Raw genomic sequence first — 17,872 nt, forward strand, 5'->3', positions numbered from 1 at the left:
CGTCCGTCTTGGCCCTGACGATAGGTGGCGTGCTGCCTATCCGCGCAGGGTGATGCGTCCCTTGGCTACGTTGAACTCGCGCAGTCGCGACAGAAACGACATGCCGAGGAGGTTGGTGCCGAGCAGACCCCGCGGGATCACGGCGGCCTCGACGTCGCGCACTGCGACCGGCCCGATCTGCAACAGGCGGATGCGAACGGGGGCGACGCGAACCGTGCCGTTGGCGGTGCCGACCACCCGTGTGAAGTCGTTGGGGCCGATGCGGATGCCGAGACTCTCAGCTTCTTCCTCGCGGAAGGCGCAGTTGGTCGCGCCGGTATCGACGAGCATCGACACTGTGCGCCCGTTGACGAGGGCGCTCGTCGTGAAATGCCCGCTGCGGTCGGCGTGAAGCGCAATGGCGCCAGTAGAGGGAGCGGCTACCGACATGGCCATCGGCGGCGGAGCCGCGGCATCACCGTTCGCGGCCCTGGTGAAACCGTGTCGGCCAGCAATGATCAAGCAGAGCACGGCTGCGCACGTCACCCATCTGCCAAGGCCTGTCACAACCCGCCCCCTCCTGCCGCGGTGCCTGCCAGGGCACGGTTGTAGAGCTGCACGCTGTGCGTGAAGAAACTCTCGCTGCCCTGACGCCTCTCGCGTGAATGACTCACCTATCGCATGGCGCGGTGTGCGAAAGGTTCGCCTCATCCCAACAATTCTTGCGGTTCGCGACGGGGATTGACCACGCGGCCATCTCGGCCCACATCAGGGGCGTTCCAGGGAGATCCCCGACAAGGGGCTGAGACACCGCTATCGCTTTCGAGCAGCGCGGAAATCCTTCGAACCTGATCCGGTTCATACCGGCGTAGGGATTGGACCGCGGGCGTTTTCAGACGCTCACCCAGCTTCACGAGAAGCGCGGCAATCGATCCTTACGGGTAACCGTGGAGGTCTCGTGTCGGCTGTCTTGCATTCCCCGATCGGCCTGAGACGCGGCCTCGACCGGCCTGCGAATTCTGCTTCACTGCCAGGACGTTGCGACGTCGCAGTGGTCGGCGGCGGCCTTATCGGCCTTTCGATCGCGTGGCGTCTGGCCAAGGCCGGACGCTCCGTCACCGTCATCGAGCGAGGGACCGTGGGCGCCGGGGCGAGCCTTGCCGCGACGGGCATGTTGGCGCCGGCCGCCGAGCACGAGCCGGGCTCCGACCTGCTGCTGCCGTTGGCGCTCGACAGCCTGCGCCGCTGGCCGGAATTTCGCGATGAATTGCAAGCGGATGCGGGCATCGCAATCGACTATCGCGAAGGCGGCACGCTTGTGCTCGCCATCGGCCGCGACGAAGTCGAGCGGCTGCGATTTCGCTTCGATCTGCAGAAGCGGGCCGGCGTCGCGGCCGAATGGGTATCCGGTCCGGAGGCCCGTCTGCGCGAGCCGCTGCTGCGCCCGAACGTGTCCGCGGGCATCCATTGCCCGCTCGATGCCCAGGTCGATCCGCGCCTGGTCATGCAATCCCTGGTCGGCGCCTGCGAGAAGGCTGGGGTGAGGATCGTGGAGCGTTGCGCAGTCCGCCACGTCATGATGTCGGGATCGTCACCCGGTTTGCTCGAGACGAGCCGGGGCACGCTGCGCGCCGACACCGTGATTCTCGCCACCGGCGCCTGGAGCGGGGAGGGCGGACTACTGCCGGACTTTCAAATTCTCCCGGTCCGGCCACTCAAGGGCCAGTCGTTGGCGCTGAAGACCACTCGGCGTACCGGCACGCTGTCTAGCATGGTCTGGACCGACCAGATCCACATGGCCCCGAAAGGCGACGGCACGCTCATCCTCGGGGCGACAGTAGAGGATTGTGGATTCCGCGAAGGCGTCACGGCCGGCGGCCTGTTCGCGCTTCTGGAGAGCGCGCGCCGGGTTCTGCCGGGGATCGAGGAGATGGAGGTCGAGGCCGTCTGGAGCGGCTTCCGGCCGACCTCCGACGACGACGCCCCGATCATCGACGTGCTACCGAACGGCGTGATCGTCGCCACCGGCCATCACCGCAACGGCTACCTGCTCGCCCCCTCGACGGCCTACGCGGTGGCCGAGTTGGTCGAGCGGGGCAGCCTGCCGGATTACGCGCGCGGATTCGGCCTCGGCCGCTTCGCGCAGGCCAGCCAAGCCGAGCAACAGAGAGCAAGGGCATGAGACTGATCGTCAACGGCGAACCCTGGCCGCACGAGGCGGCCGACGTGGCCGCCCTGTTCGCCATCGAGGCGGAGGAGCGCGAGTTGCCGAGCGAGGGCATCGCCATCGCCCTCAACGGGCGCGTCGTGCGTCGGAAGGATTGGGCTGAAACCGCCTTGAGCGAGGGCGACCGCATCGAGATCGTCCGCGCCATGCAGGGCGGCTGAACAGGAAAACAAGGCTTTTCGCCATGACCCACCACGACACCGCACTCACCGCGCAAGGCACCGACGACCTCCTCGAGATCGCGGGCCAAAAGCTCTCGTCGCGCTTGTTCATCGGCACGGCCGGCTATCCGAGCCAGGGCATCATGGCAGAGTCGGTGCGCGCCTCGGGCGCCGAGGTCGTCACCGCCTCGATCCGCCGCGTCTCGCTGCAGGGCCACGGCTCGGATACGTTTCAGAAGCTGAAGGGCAAGCGCTTCCTGCCCAACACCGCCGGCTGCGAGACGGCCCGCGACGCGATCATGACTGCCGAGCTCGCCCGCGAGGCATTGGAAACGACCTGGATCAAGGTCGAGGTGATCGGCGACCGCGAGACCCTCTATCCCGACGTCACTGAGTTGATGGAAGCCTGCCGCCACCTCGTCGATGACGGCTTCACCGTGCTGCCCTATTGTAACGACGATCCGGTGATCTGCGAGCGCCTCGCCGACATCGGCTGCGCCGCGGTAATGCCAATGGGCTCGCTGATCGGCTCCGGCATGGGCATCGCAAACCCGGCCAATATCGAGCTGATCTGCCGGCGCGCGAAGGTGCCGGTCATCGTCGATGCCGGCATCGGCACGGCCTCCGACGCGGTGATCGCCATGGAGCTCGGCGCTGCCGCCTGCCTGATCAACACGGCCGTGGCCAAGGCGGACGACCCGGTCCGCATGGCGGCCGCCATGCGCCACGCGGTGGAGGGTGGCCGGCTGGCCTATCTCGCCGGACGCATCCCGCGCCGCGGTCGCGCCGACCCGTCGAGCCCGCAGCTCGGCCTCGTGGGCTCGTGATCCCTGCGCCACTCCTCGTCGTCACCGACCGGCACGGCGCGCACCGGCCGCTCACCGACACGGTGCGGGCGGTGCTGGAGGGTGGTGCCCGCTGGATCTGGTTCCGCGACAAGGATCTTGAGCCGGAGGCCCGGCGGGACTTGGTCGCTGAGCTGTTGCGGCTGGTACACGAAGCCGGAGGCTGCCTGACGATCGGCGGCAACGCCTGCCTCGCCGCGGAAATCGGCGCCGACGGCGTGCATCTCGGTGGCTCGGTTTTTTCGACCGCTGCCCCCACCGTCATTGCGAGCGAAGCGAAGCAATCCAGGAATCCGCAGCGCTCGACGGGAGAGGCTGGATTGCTTCGCTTCGCTCGCAATGACGGTGGGGAGGACAACGCGCTGGCGGCTCTCCCGGAAACCGTCGCCGCCGCCCGCTATGCCCTGAAACCTGGAGCCTTGGTCGGCCTCTCCGCCCACAGCCTCGCCGACATCCGCTCTGCGACGGCGGCGGGCGCCGACTACGTCACCTTCAGCCCGATCTTCGCGACCGCGAGCAAGCCCGGCTACGGCCCGAGCCTCGGCCTCGACGCCCTGCGCGAGGCGGCCGGCCTCGGCCTGCCGATCATCGCTCTCGGCGGCATCGGCGTGGACGAGGCGCGCCGCTGCCGCGAGGCTGGCGCAGCCGGTGTTGCGGTGATGGGCGGGTTGATGCGGGCCAGTGATCCGGCCGCGGAAACGCACCAACTTCTGGCCGCGCTTTCAGCTCCCCCACCCACCCCCTCATCCTGAGGTGCGGGTGGGAGAGTGGAGGTGGGCTTGCGTCGGCTCGCGCTGCTTTGCTCTGCCACCGGGCGGACCGGAATGTCGGTGCTCGTCGCGACGGGCCGCCATCGATCCTGATCCGGCGGAGCGCCATGCGCCCATCTCGGCCGCATCCCGAGGTCGTTTACTGAGATGCGAAGATTTTCCTGAATTTCCGTGGCCATCGCACGAGGCTTAGCGCAAAGCTTCGGGCGCACTGCCTGCGCGTCCGGGTCGACCGCGCAGGTCGATGACCACAGCGACGCCCTGTCGCTCGGAGGACGGTATGGGACGCATCGCCACGATCACGGCTTTCACCCTCTTGCTCGGCGGACCGTCGCTGGCGGCGGGCGAGACGCCGTTCGAGAAGGTCAAGGGCTGGGAGATCGAGCGCACGGCGCCCGGCTCGAAGGGTCCGGCCTGCCTGATGAGCAAATCGTACAAAGACCCCGACGACGACAACGCCGAGAACGCCTTGATCTTCGCGCTGGCAGGCAACCAGGCCATCGTGAGCTTCGTCTACGAGCACTGGACCTGGAGCAAGGACGAGAAACTCCAGGTTCCGCTGGTCCTCGACAAGAAGGTCGCCATCGCCAAGTCGGCCTGGACAGGTGACGGCCAGACCCTGACGGCTCTGCTTCCGGACAGCATCGTGCCGAACCTGCTGGCCGCCAAGACGCTGGTGCTCAAGCTCGACGGCGCCGACGCGGACTTCAAGCTCGGTGGATTCCCCGAGGCCTACGAGTCGCTGCGACGCTGCGACAGCGCGCCGGCCCAGACGGCCGCAGCCGCAGCCGCAGCTCCGCCGGCAGCCGCCGTCGCGGCCGCGTCATCGACGGATTCCGCCCATATCGAGAAGGCCATGACCTTCCCGGGGGAGGGTAACGTTCCGCCTCAGACGGCATTCGCTCGGACGACACCCAAGATCCTGTTGGCTCTGGCGGTCCGTGCCGTGAAGTCCGGCGACAGCCTCACGACGGCCTGGATCGCGGAGAAGACGGACGGCGTGCCGCCGAATTTCACGATCTCCTCCGTGCAGATCCCGCTCGGGGCGAGTCCCACCGTCTCGTCCAGCTTGAGCAAGCCGGATGCCGGCTGGCCTCCGGGCCAGTACCGTGTCGACGTGAGCCACAACGGCGGCCCCGTCGAGTTCAGCCAGCGCTTTACCGTCCAGCCATAGGGCGCCTGACTTCATCGCGAGCGACGAGAAGACGCGCCGTTCCGCGACACAGTTGAAGCCATCCGCACAGGCTGCGTGGCAGGTGCTTCGATGCGAGCGTGTCCCGCCTCGACGGGGATACTCTTTGCAGCGGGGATCGAAACCTCCGCCGGGGCCGGCTCATCGAACCCCGGCGCCCGTCTCGACCGCGAGCGGGCGCCGGGTCTGTCTCTATCGCTTTGCGATCCCCTCGATCAGCGCCTTGTTGAAGCCGTTGGGGTCCGACATCTGCGGGGCATGGCCGAGCTCCGGGAACTCCACCAGCCGCGATCCGGGGATGGCCTTCGCGGCGGCCTTGCCGAGTTCGGGATAGTGGCCGAGCGTCGGCTTCACCTCCGCCGGCGCAAGGTCCTTGCCGATGGCAGTGATGTCCTTCTGGCCGATCATCAGCAGAGTCGGCACCGTGATCTGCGGCAGGCGGTAGACCACGGGCTGGGTCATGATCATGTCGTAGAGTAGCGCCGAATTCCAGGCGAGCTGCTCCTTGCCGGGGCCGCGATACATCCCGGCGAGCATCTGGACCCAGGGCTCGTAGCGCTCTTCCCAATGGCCGGCGTAATAGGTCGCCTTCTCGTAGGCGCGGATCGTATCCGCCGAAGTCTTCAGGTCGCGCTCAAGCCATTGCGCCAGCGAGATCGGCGGCACGCCCTTGGCGCTCCAATCCTCAAGGCCGATCGGATTGACCAGCACGAGCTGCGCGGTCTCCTTCGGGTAGAGCAGCGCGTAATGCGCGGCGAGCATGCCGCCGGTGGAGTGCCCGATCACGATCGGGTTCTTCACCCCTAGCTTCTCGAGCAGGGCGTGGGTGTTCTCAGCGAGCTGCCGAAAGCTGAACTGGTAGGCGGCCGGCTTGCTCGACTTGCAGAAGCCGATCTGGTCGGGCGCGACGACGCGGTAGCCTGCACCTGACAAGGCGCGGATCTGGCTGTCCCAGGTCGCGGCGCAGAAATTCTTGCCGTGGAGCAGGACGGCGGTCTGCCCGTTCGGGTGCTCGGGGCGAACGTCGATATAGGCCATCTGCAGCGGCTGGCGCTGGGAGGTGAACTCATAGCGCTCGACGGGGAAGGGATAGTCGAAGCCCTGCAGCTCGGGGCCGTAGGCGCTGGCCGGATCGCTCTCTGCGGCCCTGAGGCCGCCAGCGGCGAGGAGGTTGGCCGCGAGCGCGATGGCCAATCCGAGGCGTCGGTTGAGTGTCAGCATGGTCTTCGTCTCGATCTTATCTCTGCGTCGGCGAGGCCGGACGGGCTTTCGGACGACGGGCCGCCTGTACGCCCTCGGTCGCCGGGTGGGCCAGGGCCTGCAGTCTGAAGACGTTCAAGATTTCGAGAAGTCCGGCGACGCGGGGATCGGCGGCACGGCGGCGCGCTGCCGCAAGGTGCGCTACCACACTCCGCTTCGCATGCGGCCCTTGCTCCCCGGCGCGTTGCGCGGTCGGAGGCGCTCGTCTAACTCGGGCCACGACACGCCCGAGGCCGCATGACTCCCCTGCTCGACACCTCCCAGCACGATAAGATCCTGATCGTCGATTTCGGCTCCCAGGTGACGCAGCTCATCGCGCGCCGCGTGCGCGAAGAGGGCGTGTATTGCGAGATCGTGCCCTTCACGAAGGCGGACGCCGCCTTCGACGAGCACCGGCCCAAGGGCGTTATCCTCTCTGGCGGCCCGGAATCGGTGACCTCCGACCTGTCTCCGCGTGCCCCCCAAAAGATCTTCGAGGCCGGCATCCCGGTTCTCGGCATCTGCTACGGCCAGCAGACCATGGCGGCGCAGCTCGGCGGTGAGGTCGAGGGCGGCCATCATGCCGAATTCGGCCGGGCCGAGGTCGAGATTCTCGCAGACTCGCCGCTTTTCCAGGGCGTCTGGCATGTCGGCGAAAAGTACCCGGTCTGGATGAGCCACGGCGACCGCGTGACCAAGTTGCCCGAGGGCTTCGTCACCATCGCGCTTTCGCGCAACGCGCCCTTCGCGGCCGTCGCCGACGAGTCGCGCCACTATTACGCGGTGCAGTTCCACCCCGAGGTGCACCACACCCCGCATGGCGCCCTGCTGATCCGCAACTTCGTGCGCGACATCGCCGGCTGCACCGGCGACTGGACCATGGGCGCCTATCGCGAGGAGGCCATCGCCAAGATCCGCGAGCAGGTCGGCAAGGAAAAGGTGATCTGCGGCCTCTCAGGCGGCGTCGATTCCTCCGTGGCCGCCGTGCTGATCCACGAGGCGATCGGCGACCAGCTCACCTGCGTCTTCGTCGATCACGGCCTGATGCGGCTCGGCGAGGGTGACGAGGTCGTCCGGCTGTTCCGCGACCATTACAACATCCCGCTCGTCCACGTTCAGGCGCAGGACCTGTTCATCAGCGCGCTGGAGGGCGTCGACGACCCCGAGGTGAAGCGCAAGACGATCGGCCGGCTGTTCATCGACGTGTTCGAGCAGGAGGCCCAGAAGCTCGGCGGCGCGGCCTTCCTCGCCCAGGGCACGCTGTACCCGGACGTGATCGAGAGCGTCTCGTTCTCCGGCGGCCCCTCGGTGACGATCAAGAGCCACCACAATGTCGGCGGCCTGCCCGAGCGCATGAACATGAAGCTCGTGGAACCGTTGCGCGAGCTGTTCAAGGACGAGGTGCGCCTGCTCGGGCGTGAGCTCGGCCTGCCCGAGAGCTTCGTCGGCCGCCATCCCTTCCCGGGCCCGGGCCTCGCGATCCGCTGCCCCGGCGTGATCACCCGCGAAAAGCTGGAGGCCCTGCGCAAGGCCGACGCGATCTACCTCGACGAGATCCGCCAGGCCGGCCTCTACGATACGATCTGGCAGGCCTTCGCGGTGATCCTGCCGGTGAAGACGGTGGGCGTGATGGGCGATGGCCGCACCTACGACCATGTCTGCGCGCTCCGCGCCGTGACCTCGATCGACGGCATGACCGCCGATTTCTATTCCTTCGACATGGCCTTCCTCGGCCGCGTGGCGACGCGCATCATCAACGAGGTGAAGGGGATCAACCGGGTGACGTACGATATTACGTCCAAGCCGCCTGGGACGATCGAGTGGGAGTGAGGCCGCGGCCCTCACGGCGCGACCGAGCCCAGGATCAGGCTGACCATCCGCCTGCAGTGAAAGGTGTGCCTGGCCGAGTTCGGTTCGGCGTGGCACACCTCTGAACGGTCCCCGCCTCCAACGCGCTATTGGCGACCGGCCGTGACGCCTCCGTCGACGGGAAGCACGGTTCCGGTGATCCAGGAGGCGTCATCGGAGGCTAGGAACAGGATCGCCTCAGCGACGTCGCCCGGCTGGCCGTTGCGGCCGAGCGGGTGGAAGGCGTCGAAGGTCGGCAGGACGCTCGCGACCTCATCGGGCGACAGGAACGTGCCGTAGACGGGCGTCTCGACGACGGCGGGCGCGACCGCGTTGATCCGGATCTTGTGGGGCGCGAGTTCGATCGCGAGGTTGCGCACCATCGCGTGCACGCCCGCATTCGCCGCGGAATAGGCCGCCGACGGCGTCGCTCCGATCGCCTGAATGGCCCACATCGATCCGGTCTGGACGATCACCCCACCGGTTGCCTTCATCGCCTTGGCGGCGGCCTGCGCGGTGAAGAATTTTCCTTTGAGAATCGTGTCGAGATACCAGTCGTAATCGGCCTCGCTGAGGTCGAGGAACGGCTTCGGATTGAAGACGCCAGCGTTGTTCACGAGGATGTCGAGCTTGCCGAAAGTCTCGACCACGCGATCGACGAGAGCGGCGCCCGTGGCGGGGTCGGCGATGTCGCCGGCCGAGACGACGACCGATCGACCGGTCGGGTCGATCTCGCGCGCCGCCGCCTCTAGCTTGGCCTTATCGCGGCCGTTGATGACGACCTTAGCCCCCTCGGCGACAAGGCGGCGTGCCGTCTCCTTGCCGATGCCCGAGCCGCCTCCAGTGATCGCGGCGACTTTATCCTGAAACCGAGCCATTCCCGTCTCCTTATCTGACGATAGGTAGATAACGACGAGGCAGCTACGCGGCCGCGATCGTGCTTGCAAGTCTTATCTGACGACAGGTAGATAGATTTCTGGCATCGAGACGGAGCAGTCGTGACCGACACCGTAGGGGCGATCCTGGACGCGGCGGAGCGCCGTATCCGCGAGGCGGGCTATAGCGGCTTCAGCTATCGCGAGATCGCGGTGGATGTCGGCGTGAAGGCCGCGAGCGTGCACTATCATTTCCCCTCGAAGGACACGCTCGCCGCTGCGGTGGCCCATCGCTACAATGATCGTGTCCTGGAGGCGGTGGAGGCCGGCATGGCCTCCGGCCTCGACGCGATTCAGGCATGGCGAGCCGTCTTCCGCGATGCTCTTCGGGATGGGCCACGCATGTGCCTGTGCGGGGCACTCGGGGCGGCATCGGCCGATCTGCCGCCCGGCGTCATGGTGGAGGTGCACCGCTTCTTCCGAAGCGGGCTCGACAGCCTCCGAAAGGCCGGCCTGTCCGAGGATCGCGCGACGCAGGTCATGGCCGTCCTCGAAGGCGCGATCCTGATGGCGACGGCTCAGAGCGATCCCGAGATCTTCGATCGCGCGACCGCGGCGCTCGATTGAGTTGACAGGATCGCCGACTCCTACAGCCTCGACGGGACGATCGAGTGGGGGTGAGATGCGGCCTAGCTACGGCTCGATCTTCAAAGCCGGCACCCCAATGAAAGGACCCGCGCCTGCCAGCTTTTGATCGAGCGTGCAGACCGTTGCGCCGTGCTCCGATGCGATGGCGACGTGAGGCGCATCGCCGGCGCGAAGCCCGAGGGTGTGCTGATCGGCGAATTTTGCCGCTGCCCTGAACTGGGCCCCAGACACCGCCAGCACCGTCAGACTGTCGGCAATCAACTTGTTGAACGCCGATAAAGCTGCAGCCCGCTGCTCCAAGGTGATCTGGCCGGTCCTCAACTTGATCGACAAGGCCGACGACGTCTCCGTCATCGTCCAATCGCTGATGACGAGTTGCGCCGCGTTCTGCTCTGCCAGCCATTCGTGGACACGTGGCGTCATCGCCTCGTTGGAAAGCGCGGCGATGATCAGCGACGTGTCGAGGTAGAGCATCAGTAGCGGTCGCCATCCCGCATCGATCGCACGAGATCCGCTGCGCTCTCGGGCTGAGGTGCCATCGTCTCTGTGAGCGATCGGAGCATCGCAACGTCGATTTGCTTACGCTGCGTGCAGATGCTGGTTAGCCGTGCGACCGGCTTGCCCCGCCGCGTGATGTCGATCGACTCGCCAGACTCCACCCGATCGATGAGCTCGCTCAGATGAGCCTTGGCATCTGCCAGATTGACGACGTCCACGGCACGCTCCTGACCATGTAGATGGTCATATAGTCGATCCGACGCGATCGCTCCAGATGCACCCCGCATCAGCTCGCTCGTCCACAGCAGTAGCGCTCGCGCTCTGCCATCGAGTGCCCAAGCCCGACATCTCGGGTTTGCGAATTCGTCCGCTTCGTCCTATCCGCAAGCGGACAAAACGGACGCGCTAGCGTCCCCGACATTCCGCCTACGAAAGTCCCCGATGATCAAGGCCCGCATCGTCGTCACCCTGAAGACCGGCGTCCTGGATCCGCAGGGCAAGGCCATCGAGTCGGCGCTCCAATCCTTCGGCATTCAGGATGTCGGCAGCGTCCGCCAGGGCAAGGTTTTCGATGTGGAGCTCGCAGGCAGCGACACCGAACAGGCCGAGACCACGCTGAAGGCTGCCTGCGAGAAGCTGCTGGCGAACACGGTCATCGAAAACTACGCGATCGAGATCGCCTGATGCGCGCGGCGATCGTCGTTTTCCCCGGCTCCAACCGCGATGCCGACGTGGCGCGGGCGCTGACGCTCGCCGGTGCCGAGGTGGTGAAGGTCTGGCATGCCGACAGCGAGCTGCCCGCGGGCACCGATCTCGCGGTGCTGCCCGGCGGCTTCTCTTATGGCGATTACCTGCGCTGCGGCGCCATTGCCGGCCGGGCGGCCGCGATGGATGCCGTGCGAGCGCATGCGGCGCGCGGCGGCCTCGTGCTCGGCATCTGCAACGGCTTCCAGATCCTGTGCGAGTCGGGCCTGCTGCCCGGCGTGCTGATGCGCAACATCAACCGCCGATTCATCTGCCATCGCCAGATGCTGCGCGTGGAGCGGGCCGATACGCGCTTCACCACGGCCTACACGAAGGGCCAGGTGATCGACGTCTGCGTCGCGCATGGCGAGGGCAACTTCTTCGCCGATGCGGAGACGGTCGCCCGGCTCGAAGGCGATGGCCGCGTGGCCTTCCGCTATTCGGACGCCGCCGGCGATTTGACCGAGGATGCGAACCGCAACGGCTCGCTGAACTCCATCGCCGGGATCTATTCCGAAAAGCTCAATGTGCTGGGGATGATGCCCCACCCCGAGAACTTCGTCGAAGACATGCTCGGCGGTGTCGACGGGCGTGGGCTGTTCCAGAGCCTGGCGGCCTGACGAGTTCGTAGTCCCCCGCGTCATTCCGGGGCGCCGTAGGCGAACCCGGTATCCACGACTGGCCTCGACGGCGCCGCGCATCACGGGTGGATTCCGGGTTCTCGCTGCGCGAGCCCCCGAATGACGGCTGAGGGGCAGCCGCCCCCGTTCTCAGTGCCCCTCGAACTCCACCAGCGTCCGCACCTGGACCCCGAGGTCGCGCAGCTTCTGCGCTCCGCCGATCTCCGGTAGGTCGATCACGAAACAGGCCGCGACCACCTCGGCGCCGAGCTGGCGCAGCAGGGTCACGGCCGCCGTGGCTGTGCCGCCCGTGGCGATCAGGTCGTCGACCAGGAGGACGCGGTCGCCCTTCTTGATGGCGTCGACGTGGATCTCGATCTCGTCGGTGCCGTATTCCAGGGCGTAGGACAGCGAGACCTTGTGGTGGGGCAGCTTGCCCTTCTTGCGGATCGGCACGAAGCCCGAGGAGAGCTGGTGCGCCACCGCGCCGCCGAGGATGAAGCCGCGCGCCTCGATGCCCGCCACCTGATCCACCTGGCCGCCCGCGAACGGATGCACGAGGGAATCCACGGCACGCCGGAAGGCGCGCGGATCGCTGAGCAGGGTGGTGATGTCTCGAAAGATGATGCCCGGCTTCGGGTAATCCGGGATCGACCGGATCGAGTCCTTGAGGGCGTTGTGCTTGCGGGCTTCCATGCGGCGGGGGCCTTTTTATCTCAGTCCGTGGCGGAGCTTAGAGCAGAAGCCGTGCCAGGGGGCCAGTGGCGGTGGAGTACGAGTGGGCTGGCGACTTAGCCCCGTCATTCCGAGACCGTGGAGCGGAACCCGGAATTCCCCCTGTGATGCGAGGTGTCGAGCCCAGTCGTGGATTGCACGCTCTGGACGCCCCTTCGGGTCCGGGTTCTCGCTACGCGAGCCTCGGAATGACGAAGTTGGGTTTGCGGCCTAATTCGCCCCGCCCGTCTCCATGATCAGCCGCGTCAGCAGGTACAGCCGCGGTACGATGCTTTCCACTTCGGCATACTCGTCCTTCGAGTGGATGCCGCCACCGACGATGCCCAGCCCGTCGATGGTCGGCGTGCCGGCGGCCGCGGTGAAGCTCGAATCCGCGGCGCCGCCGCTGCTCTCCAGGGTCAGCTTGCGGCCGATCTCGGCATAGATCGCCTGCGCCTTGGCCGCGAGTCCGTCGGTGCCGGCATTTCGCGGCATCGGCGGGAAGGTGCGGGTGAGCTTGGTGGTCACGCTGGTGTCGGGCACGTGCGTGGTCTTGGCCAGTCCAGAAAGGTCCCGCTCCACGCGGTCGAACTCTTCCGAGACGTAGGCGCGCATGTCGCCCTGCGCCGTCGCGGCATCAGGGATGACGTTGACCACCGTCCCGGCCTTCAGCGTGGTGACGTTGACCGTGGTCTCTTTGGCGCGATCGCCGAGGCTGCCGATCGCGAGCACCTGGTGGGCGAGTTCGGTGGCGGCGTTGCGGCCGCTATCGGGGGCAACGCCGGCATGGGCGCCGCGGCCCTTCACATCGACCTGAAGCTGAGCCGCGCCCTTGCGGGCGATGACCAGCCCGTCCGTCGGCCGGCCCGGCTCGAGGTTGAACACCACGTCGTGCTGGCGGGCCTGCGCAGAGATCAACTCGTGGGAGCCGGCCGAGCCGGTCTCTTCGTTGGAGTTCAGCAGCAGGGTGATGGTTCGGTAATTCGTGTAGCCGAGATCGCGCAGGGCGTGCAGCGCGTAGAGCGCGAGCACGATCCCGCCCTTGTCGTCCATGACGCCTGGCCCGGTGGCGCGGCCACCCTCGATCTTGAACGGGCGCTTGGCCACTTCGCCGGCGGGAAACACCGTGTCCATGTGGGCCACGAGCAGGATGCGGGCGTTGCCCGAACCCGAGAGCGTCGCCACGACGTTCGCACCCTTGTCGGGCACGCTCGACGGCACGGTCTCGACCTTGGCGCCGAGCGCGCTCAGCTCAGCCTTCACCACTTCGGCGACGGCGTCGACGCCCTTCGCGTCGGCGGTGCCGGAATCGATGGAGACGAGCTTTTCGAGAAGCGTCAGGACGGGCTGCTTGTAGGTCTCGGCCTGCTTGAGCACGGTGGCGTTCGGCTCGGCCTGCGCGGGTAGCGCGAGGGCGACGCTTGCTGCGAGAGTTGCCACGGCGAGGCGAGAGAGGCGATTGCGTGGCAAGGGCATGAGATCGTTCCGTGCTGGCTGACGGCGTTCAGCCCGGGCGGTCAACGCAAGTCAAGGCACTGCGCTTCGCCGTCATTGCGAGCGCAGCGAAGCAATCCAGGCCCAACGCGCCGGCGTCGCGGGTGTGGCCCTGGATTGCTTCGGCTTCGCCTCGCAATGACGGGTGCGGAGTGGGCTTGAGCGAACTCGTCAGGCCGCGTTCGCCTTCCGCAAAATCCCGATCAGCTCGCCGTGCAATGCCTCGTTGCCGGCGGCGATCGACTTGGCGGCGGTCTTGGCCGCGAGGGGTTCCGCCCCGCCATCGGCGTTGGTGACGAAGCCGCCGGCTTCGCGCACGAGGATGATGCCGGCCGCGATGTCCCAGGACTGGATGTCCCGCTCCCAGTAAAAGTCGTTGCGGCCGCAGGCGACATAAGCGAGGTCGAGGGCGGCCGAGCCGAAGCGGCGGGCACCGCCGGTCACCTGCATCACGGCGGCGACCTCCTTGAGCAGGCGGGGCTGGTCACCGCGGCCGAGATAGGGCGAGCCGTAGGCGACGAGGGCGTCCGCGAGCTCGGCGCGGCCTGAGACGCGCAGGCGCCGGTTGTTCAGGTAGGCGCCCTTGCCGCGCTCGGCCATGAACAGCTCGTCCTTGATCGGGTCGTAGATCACGCCGGCCACCACGAGCCCGTCGCGCTCCAGGCCTACGGAGATCGCGAAATGCGGGATGCCGTGCAGGAAGTTGGTGGTGCCGTCGAGCGGGTCGATGTGCCAGGTGTGGCTCTTGTCGGTGCCCTCGATCACGCCGTTCTCTTCGAGCACCATGCCGTAGCCGGGCCGCGCCTTCATCAGCGCATCGCGCAGCACGTCCTCGGCCTTGCGGTCGGCTGCGGAGACGAAGTTGCCCGGCCCCTTGCGCGAGACCTGCAGGTTCTCGACCTCGCCGAAATCGCGCTTGAGGCCGCGGGCGGCCTTGCGGACGGCGTCGACCATCACGGTCATGAGGGGGGAGTTGATCATAGAGCGTCCGTGTGCGGCCGGATGCCGGCGCGCTGGATGGGATCGGGGATGAACGCGCTTCTATACGCGTTGCGGCCGAGCGCCATAGGCACGCGCGAATATCTGCCGGCGCGCCGGCGCATCCTCGACGATGAATCCTATCGCAGCAGCCGGGCCTTGTCCGGATCGGCGAGAACCGCTTCGGCCGCCGCCAGGTCGTCCGGTTCGTTGATGTTGAGGAATGGGTCGGACGGCTCGGTAGGCCAGGAGACCACGACCGCGCCGTGCCGCGCGACGAAGGCGCCGACGCGGCGCTCGTCGCGCTCCACCAGAGCCGCGCGGAGGTCGTGCCGCAGTGAAATGGGCCAGAGCGCGACGGTGTAGTGCTTCTTCTCCGAGGCTGCCAGGGCGATCCGGGGGTCGTCCGCGTCGAGGGCGGCGTGAAGCCGGTCGACGAGATCGTATGGGATGAAGGGCGCGTCGCTGGAGACGCTGACGACCCGGCTGATCCCCACCACCACCTCAGGATGAGGGTGTGGGTTGGAAGAGGGGAGACGGCTGCCGTGTTCCGCCGCGAAGTCGAGCGCGGCGAGGATGCCGGCGAGGGGGCCGGGATGTCCGGGGATGCCGTCGGGAAGGATCGGGCCGGGAAACCCGGCAAAGCGCGTCGGGTCGCCGTTGGCGCTCAGCACGAGCCCGGCGCCGCATTGCGGGCTCAGGCGCTCGACGACGCGGTCGAGCAGGGTGCGGCCGCCGAGGCGCAGCAGCGGCTTGTCCCCGCCGCCCATGCGGCGGGCGAGGCCGCCGGCCAGGATCAGCCCAAGAATCGGCTGTGTCATGGTGTCGGCGGCGCCATGCGGCCGGCGCGCTACTCGATGACGATGCGCGGCGCGGCGCGGCCGGCCGGCGCAGCGTTGAGGTTGGACCAGAGCGTGCCGGCGATCTCGCGATAGACCTTGGCCTGCGGTCCGTCCTCGTCCGTCGCGACGACCGGGCGGCCGGCATCGGAGGTCTCGCGGATCACCATGGTCAGCGGCACCTCGCCGAGGAACGGCACTTCGAGCCGCGCCGCTTCCGTGCGTGCGCCGCCATGGCCGAAGATGTCGGACGTCCCGCCGCAATGCGGACAGATGAAGGTCGCCATGTTCTCGATCACGCCGAGGATCGGCACCGAGACCTTCTTGAACATGCTCACGGCGCGGCGCGCGTCGATCAGCGCGAGATCCTGAGGCGTCGAGACGATGACGGCGCCGGAAAGCGGCGTTGACTGGGCCATGGTGAGCTGCGCGTCGCCGGTGCCCGGCGGCATGTCCACCACGAGGATGTCGAGATCGCCCCAGGCAACGTCTCGCAGCATCTGCGTGATCGCGGACTGGACCATCGGGCCACGCCAGATCATCGCGGAATCGGCGTCGATCAGAAAGCCGATCGACATCACCTTGATGCCGTAGCCCTGCATCGGCTCCAGCACCTTGCCCTCGATCACTCGCGGCTTGCCCTCGATGCCGAACAGCTTGGGCACCGACGGCCCGTAGATGTCGGCATCGAGCAGCCCCACTCGCAGACCCTGGGCATGCAGAGCGAGCGCCAGGTTGCAGGCCGTCGTCGACTTGCCGACGCCGCCCTTGCCGGAGGCGACCGCCACGACGTGCCGGACGCCGGGCAGGGCAGGGCCTGTGCGCGGGGGAACCGGCGGCGCGCCGGGACCGGGCCCGGATTGGCGCGGCGGCTGGGCCGGCGGTGCGTTCGGACCGCGCTCGGAGGTCAGGCTCGCAAAGACGCTCGACACGCCGGGCATGGCGAGAATGCGCCCTTCCGCCTCGCGGCGCACGGCCTCGAAGCGCTTGGCCTCGCTCGGGTCGATCTGAATCGAGAACATCACGCGGCCCGTCGGATCGACCACGACCTGAGAGAGCCGGCCGGACCCCGGCAGACTGGTGCCGCCGCCATCGACCGCCACGGTCGACAGGGCCTGGATCACGTCGTCACGGGTGATCGCCAAGGTCAGCTCCTCGCGGCCGGTCAGCGGCCGCCTTCGTCAGCGCGGTGAATACAACAACAGCCCATGTAACCCCGAACGCCCGGAACGCCAGCCCGAAACCGGGGCCGGCCTCAGCGTCTGCGCGAGGGCGGGATGGCGACGAGATTGCATCGCTCCATCGGCCCGCGCACCACCGAGCCGTCGCCGCGCCGGTAGAACCCGTTGCGGACATGGCGACAGCCGGGCGGGCCCGGCAGGCGTCTCGCCCGCTGGATGTGCACGCTCCGATAGCGCCGGTGCGAGAAATCGTGGCCGCCGATCCGCACGCCGGGGCCGAAACGGACCTCGGCCGCGGCCGGCATCGCCGCCAGCAGCCCCAGCATCAGCGGAACCAGGAAACGCGTCTCGCGCATCACATCTCCCCTCGGCCTCGTCTGAACCAACCGGAGGCGCGTCCGTTGTCGGGGCACGTTTCGCTCGGCCCCGCAGCCGGCGATCACCGACTCGTTGGAGAACCTCATGCACCAGGGCAACCATCGCGACCACGAGGGCGCGAAGAAGCTTTTCGAACTGATCAAGGACGTCAAGGTCGCGATGATGACCACTGCCGATCCGGATGGCACGCTGAACAGCCGGCCGATGTGGAACAACGATGCCGACGAGAACGGCGATCTCTGGTTCTTCACGCGGCTGCATTCGCCAAAGACCGCGGAGATCGGCCGCGACAACCAGATCAACCTCGCCTTTGCCGACCCATCGAGCCAGAACTACGTCTCCGTCGCGGGCAAGGCCGAGATCGTCACCGACCAGTCCGTGATCGACCAGAAATGGTCGGCGGCGTTGAAGACCTGGTTCCCCAATGGCAAGGACGACCCGGAAGTCGCGCTGATCCGCGTCCATCCCGAGCATGGCGAGTACTGGGACAGCCCCAACAGCAAGATGGTCCACCTCTACGGCTTCGTGAAAGCCTCGCTGACCGGCAAGAGCCCGAAGACGGAGACGGAGAAGGTGAACTTGGCCTGAGGGTTTCCTCACACACACGTCATCCCGGGGCCGCGTAGCGGAACCCGGGATCCA

21 protein-coding genes and 1 riboswitch are annotated in these 17,872 nt (G+C 67.4%); of the genes, 10 read left to right on the forward strand and 11 right to left on the reverse strand.

All coding sequences use genetic code 11. The features are described from left to right. Window positions 1-36 precede the first annotated feature (36 nt). Window positions 37-429, reverse strand: coding sequence for a retropepsin-like aspartic protease family protein (locus tag GGR33_RS08605; RefSeq protein WP_246412922.1), 393 nt, complete (start codon window positions 427-429; stop codon window positions 37-39). 322 nt (window positions 430-751) lie between these two features. Continuing rightward, window positions 752-872: riboswitch (TPP riboswitch) on the forward strand. Window positions 873-937: 65 nt separating this feature from the next. Between GGR33_RS08605 and thiO the strand changes: the two genes are divergently transcribed. The 5 genes from thiO to GGR33_RS08630 all read left to right on the forward strand — a co-directional run bounded on the left by thiO (window position 938) and on the right by GGR33_RS08630 (window position 5,156). Continuing rightward, on the forward strand, window positions 938-2,161 hold the full coding sequence (gene thiO / locus GGR33_RS08610) for a glycine oxidase ThiO (protein WP_183504013.1): 1,224 nt from the start codon (window positions 938-940) through the stop codon (window positions 2,159-2,161). Further along, window positions 2,158-2,367 (forward strand): sulfur carrier protein ThiS, encoded by a 210-nt coding sequence (gene thiS / locus GGR33_RS08615; RefSeq protein ID WP_183504016.1) that lies wholly within the window; start codon window positions 2,158-2,160, stop codon window positions 2,365-2,367. The genes thiO and thiS overlap by 4 nt, the downstream gene beginning before the upstream one ends. A 23-nt stretch (window positions 2,368-2,390) precedes the next feature. Then, the gene (thiG, locus tag GGR33_RS08620; protein WP_183504018.1) at window positions 2,391-3,194 is read left to right on the forward strand and encodes a thiazole synthase; all 804 of its coding nucleotides are present in this window, start codon (window positions 2,391-2,393) and stop codon (window positions 3,192-3,194) included. Next, window positions 3,191-3,964, forward strand: coding sequence for a thiamine phosphate synthase (locus tag GGR33_RS25870; protein WP_284210697.1), 774 nt, complete (start codon window positions 3,191-3,193; stop codon window positions 3,962-3,964). Before thiG ends, GGR33_RS25870 begins: the two co-directional genes overlap by 4 nt. A 298-nt stretch (window positions 3,965-4,262) precedes the next feature. Continuing rightward, window positions 4,263-5,156, forward strand: coding sequence for a hypothetical protein (locus tag GGR33_RS08630; RefSeq protein WP_183504020.1), 894 nt, complete (start codon window positions 4,263-4,265; stop codon window positions 5,154-5,156). Window positions 5,157-5,366: 210 nt separating this feature from the next. Here the strand turns inward: GGR33_RS08630 and GGR33_RS08635 are convergent, their stop codons facing one another. After that, window positions 5,367-6,395: an alpha/beta fold hydrolase gene (locus GGR33_RS08635; RefSeq protein WP_183504022.1), complete on the reverse strand. Its 1,029-nt coding sequence runs from the start codon at window positions 6,393-6,395 to the stop codon at window positions 5,367-5,369. A 276-nt stretch (window positions 6,396-6,671) separates the two neighbouring features. Between GGR33_RS08635 and guaA the strand changes: the two genes are divergently transcribed. Further along, window positions 6,672-8,243 (forward strand): glutamine-hydrolyzing GMP synthase, encoded by a 1,572-nt coding sequence (gene guaA, locus GGR33_RS08640; RefSeq protein ID WP_183504024.1) that lies wholly within the window; start codon window positions 6,672-6,674, stop codon window positions 8,241-8,243. A 125-nt stretch (window positions 8,244-8,368) separates the two neighbouring features. Here the strand turns inward: guaA and GGR33_RS08645 are convergent, their stop codons facing one another. Beyond that, window positions 8,369-9,139: an SDR family NAD(P)-dependent oxidoreductase gene (locus tag GGR33_RS08645; protein WP_183504026.1), complete on the reverse strand. Its 771-nt coding sequence runs from the start codon at window positions 9,137-9,139 to the stop codon at window positions 8,369-8,371. Between the two features lie 120 nt (window positions 9,140-9,259). On the opposite strand from GGR33_RS08645, the gene GGR33_RS08650 reads away from it, so the two are divergent. Next, complete coding sequence (locus GGR33_RS08650) at window positions 9,260-9,763, forward strand: TetR/AcrR family transcriptional regulator (RefSeq protein ID WP_183504028.1); 504 nt, start codon at window positions 9,260-9,262, stop codon at window positions 9,761-9,763. Between the two features lie 66 nt (window positions 9,764-9,829). On the opposite strand, the gene GGR33_RS08655 is transcribed toward GGR33_RS08650, so the two are convergent. Next, a complete protein-coding gene (locus tag GGR33_RS08655; RefSeq protein ID WP_183504030.1) occupies window positions 9,830-10,258 on the reverse strand; it encodes a type II toxin-antitoxin system VapC family toxin in 429 nt (142 codons plus the stop codon). Continuing rightward, window positions 10,258-10,500, reverse strand: coding sequence for a type II toxin-antitoxin system Phd/YefM family antitoxin (locus GGR33_RS08660; protein WP_183504032.1), 243 nt, complete (start codon window positions 10,498-10,500; stop codon window positions 10,258-10,260). The genes GGR33_RS08655 and GGR33_RS08660 overlap by 1 nt, the downstream gene beginning before the upstream one ends. Window positions 10,501-10,726: 226 nt before the next feature. Between GGR33_RS08660 and purS the strand changes: the two genes are divergently transcribed. Continuing rightward, window positions 10,727-10,966, forward strand: coding sequence for a phosphoribosylformylglycinamidine synthase subunit PurS (gene purS, locus GGR33_RS08665; RefSeq protein ID WP_183505014.1), 240 nt, complete (start codon window positions 10,727-10,729; stop codon window positions 10,964-10,966). After that, entirely contained in the window at window positions 10,966-11,646 is a 681-nt protein-coding gene (purQ, locus tag GGR33_RS08670; RefSeq protein ID WP_183504034.1) for a phosphoribosylformylglycinamidine synthase subunit PurQ, read from the forward strand. The genes purS and purQ overlap by 1 nt, the downstream gene beginning before the upstream one ends. 150 nt (window positions 11,647-11,796) lie before the next feature. Here the strand turns inward: purQ and GGR33_RS08675 are convergent, their stop codons facing one another. The 6 genes from GGR33_RS08675 to GGR33_RS08700 form a co-directional block, all read right to left on the reverse strand. After that, window positions 11,797-12,342 carry an adenine phosphoribosyltransferase gene (locus GGR33_RS08675; protein WP_183504036.1) on the reverse strand — a complete coding sequence of 182 codons (546 nt, stop codon included), beginning with the start codon at window positions 12,340-12,342 and terminating at the stop codon, window positions 11,797-11,799. 249 nt (window positions 12,343-12,591) lie between these two features. Continuing rightward, on the reverse strand, window positions 12,592-13,836 hold the full coding sequence (locus tag GGR33_RS08680; RefSeq protein WP_183504039.1) for a glutamate carboxypeptidase: 1,245 nt from the start codon (window positions 13,834-13,836) through the stop codon (window positions 12,592-12,594). Between the two features lie 189 nt (window positions 13,837-14,025). Then, complete coding sequence (locus GGR33_RS08685; RefSeq protein WP_183504041.1) at window positions 14,026-14,835, reverse strand: inositol monophosphatase family protein; 810 nt, start codon at window positions 14,833-14,835, stop codon at window positions 14,026-14,028. Window positions 14,836-14,972: 137 nt separating this feature from the next. Beyond that, window positions 14,973-15,653, reverse strand: a complete 681-nt coding sequence (gene mobA / locus GGR33_RS08690) for a molybdenum cofactor guanylyltransferase MobA (protein WP_183504043.1) — start codon at window positions 15,651-15,653, stop codon at window positions 14,973-14,975. A gap of 29 nt (window positions 15,654-15,682) precedes the next feature. Beyond that, a complete protein-coding gene (locus GGR33_RS08695; RefSeq protein WP_183504045.1) occupies window positions 15,683-16,816 on the reverse strand; it encodes an Mrp/NBP35 family ATP-binding protein in 1,134 nt (377 codons plus the stop codon). Window positions 16,817-16,926: 110 nt separating this feature from the next. Then, window positions 16,927-17,208 carry a hypothetical protein gene (locus GGR33_RS08700; protein ID WP_183504047.1) on the reverse strand — a complete coding sequence of 94 codons (282 nt, stop codon included), beginning with the start codon at window positions 17,206-17,208 and terminating at the stop codon, window positions 16,927-16,929. A gap of 106 nt (window positions 17,209-17,314) precedes the next feature. Between GGR33_RS08700 and GGR33_RS08705 the strand changes: the two genes are divergently transcribed. Beyond that, on the forward strand, window positions 17,315-17,818 hold the full coding sequence (locus GGR33_RS08705) for a pyridoxamine 5'-phosphate oxidase family protein (RefSeq protein ID WP_183504049.1): 504 nt from the start codon (window positions 17,315-17,317) through the stop codon (window positions 17,816-17,818). The last annotated feature ends 54 nt before the right edge of the window (window positions 17,819-17,872 follow it).

It is taken from the genome of Methylobacterium brachythecii (assembly GCF_014196345.1).
Classification (GTDB): domain Bacteria; phylum Pseudomonadota; class Alphaproteobacteria; order Rhizobiales; family Beijerinckiaceae; genus Methylobacterium; species Methylobacterium brachythecii.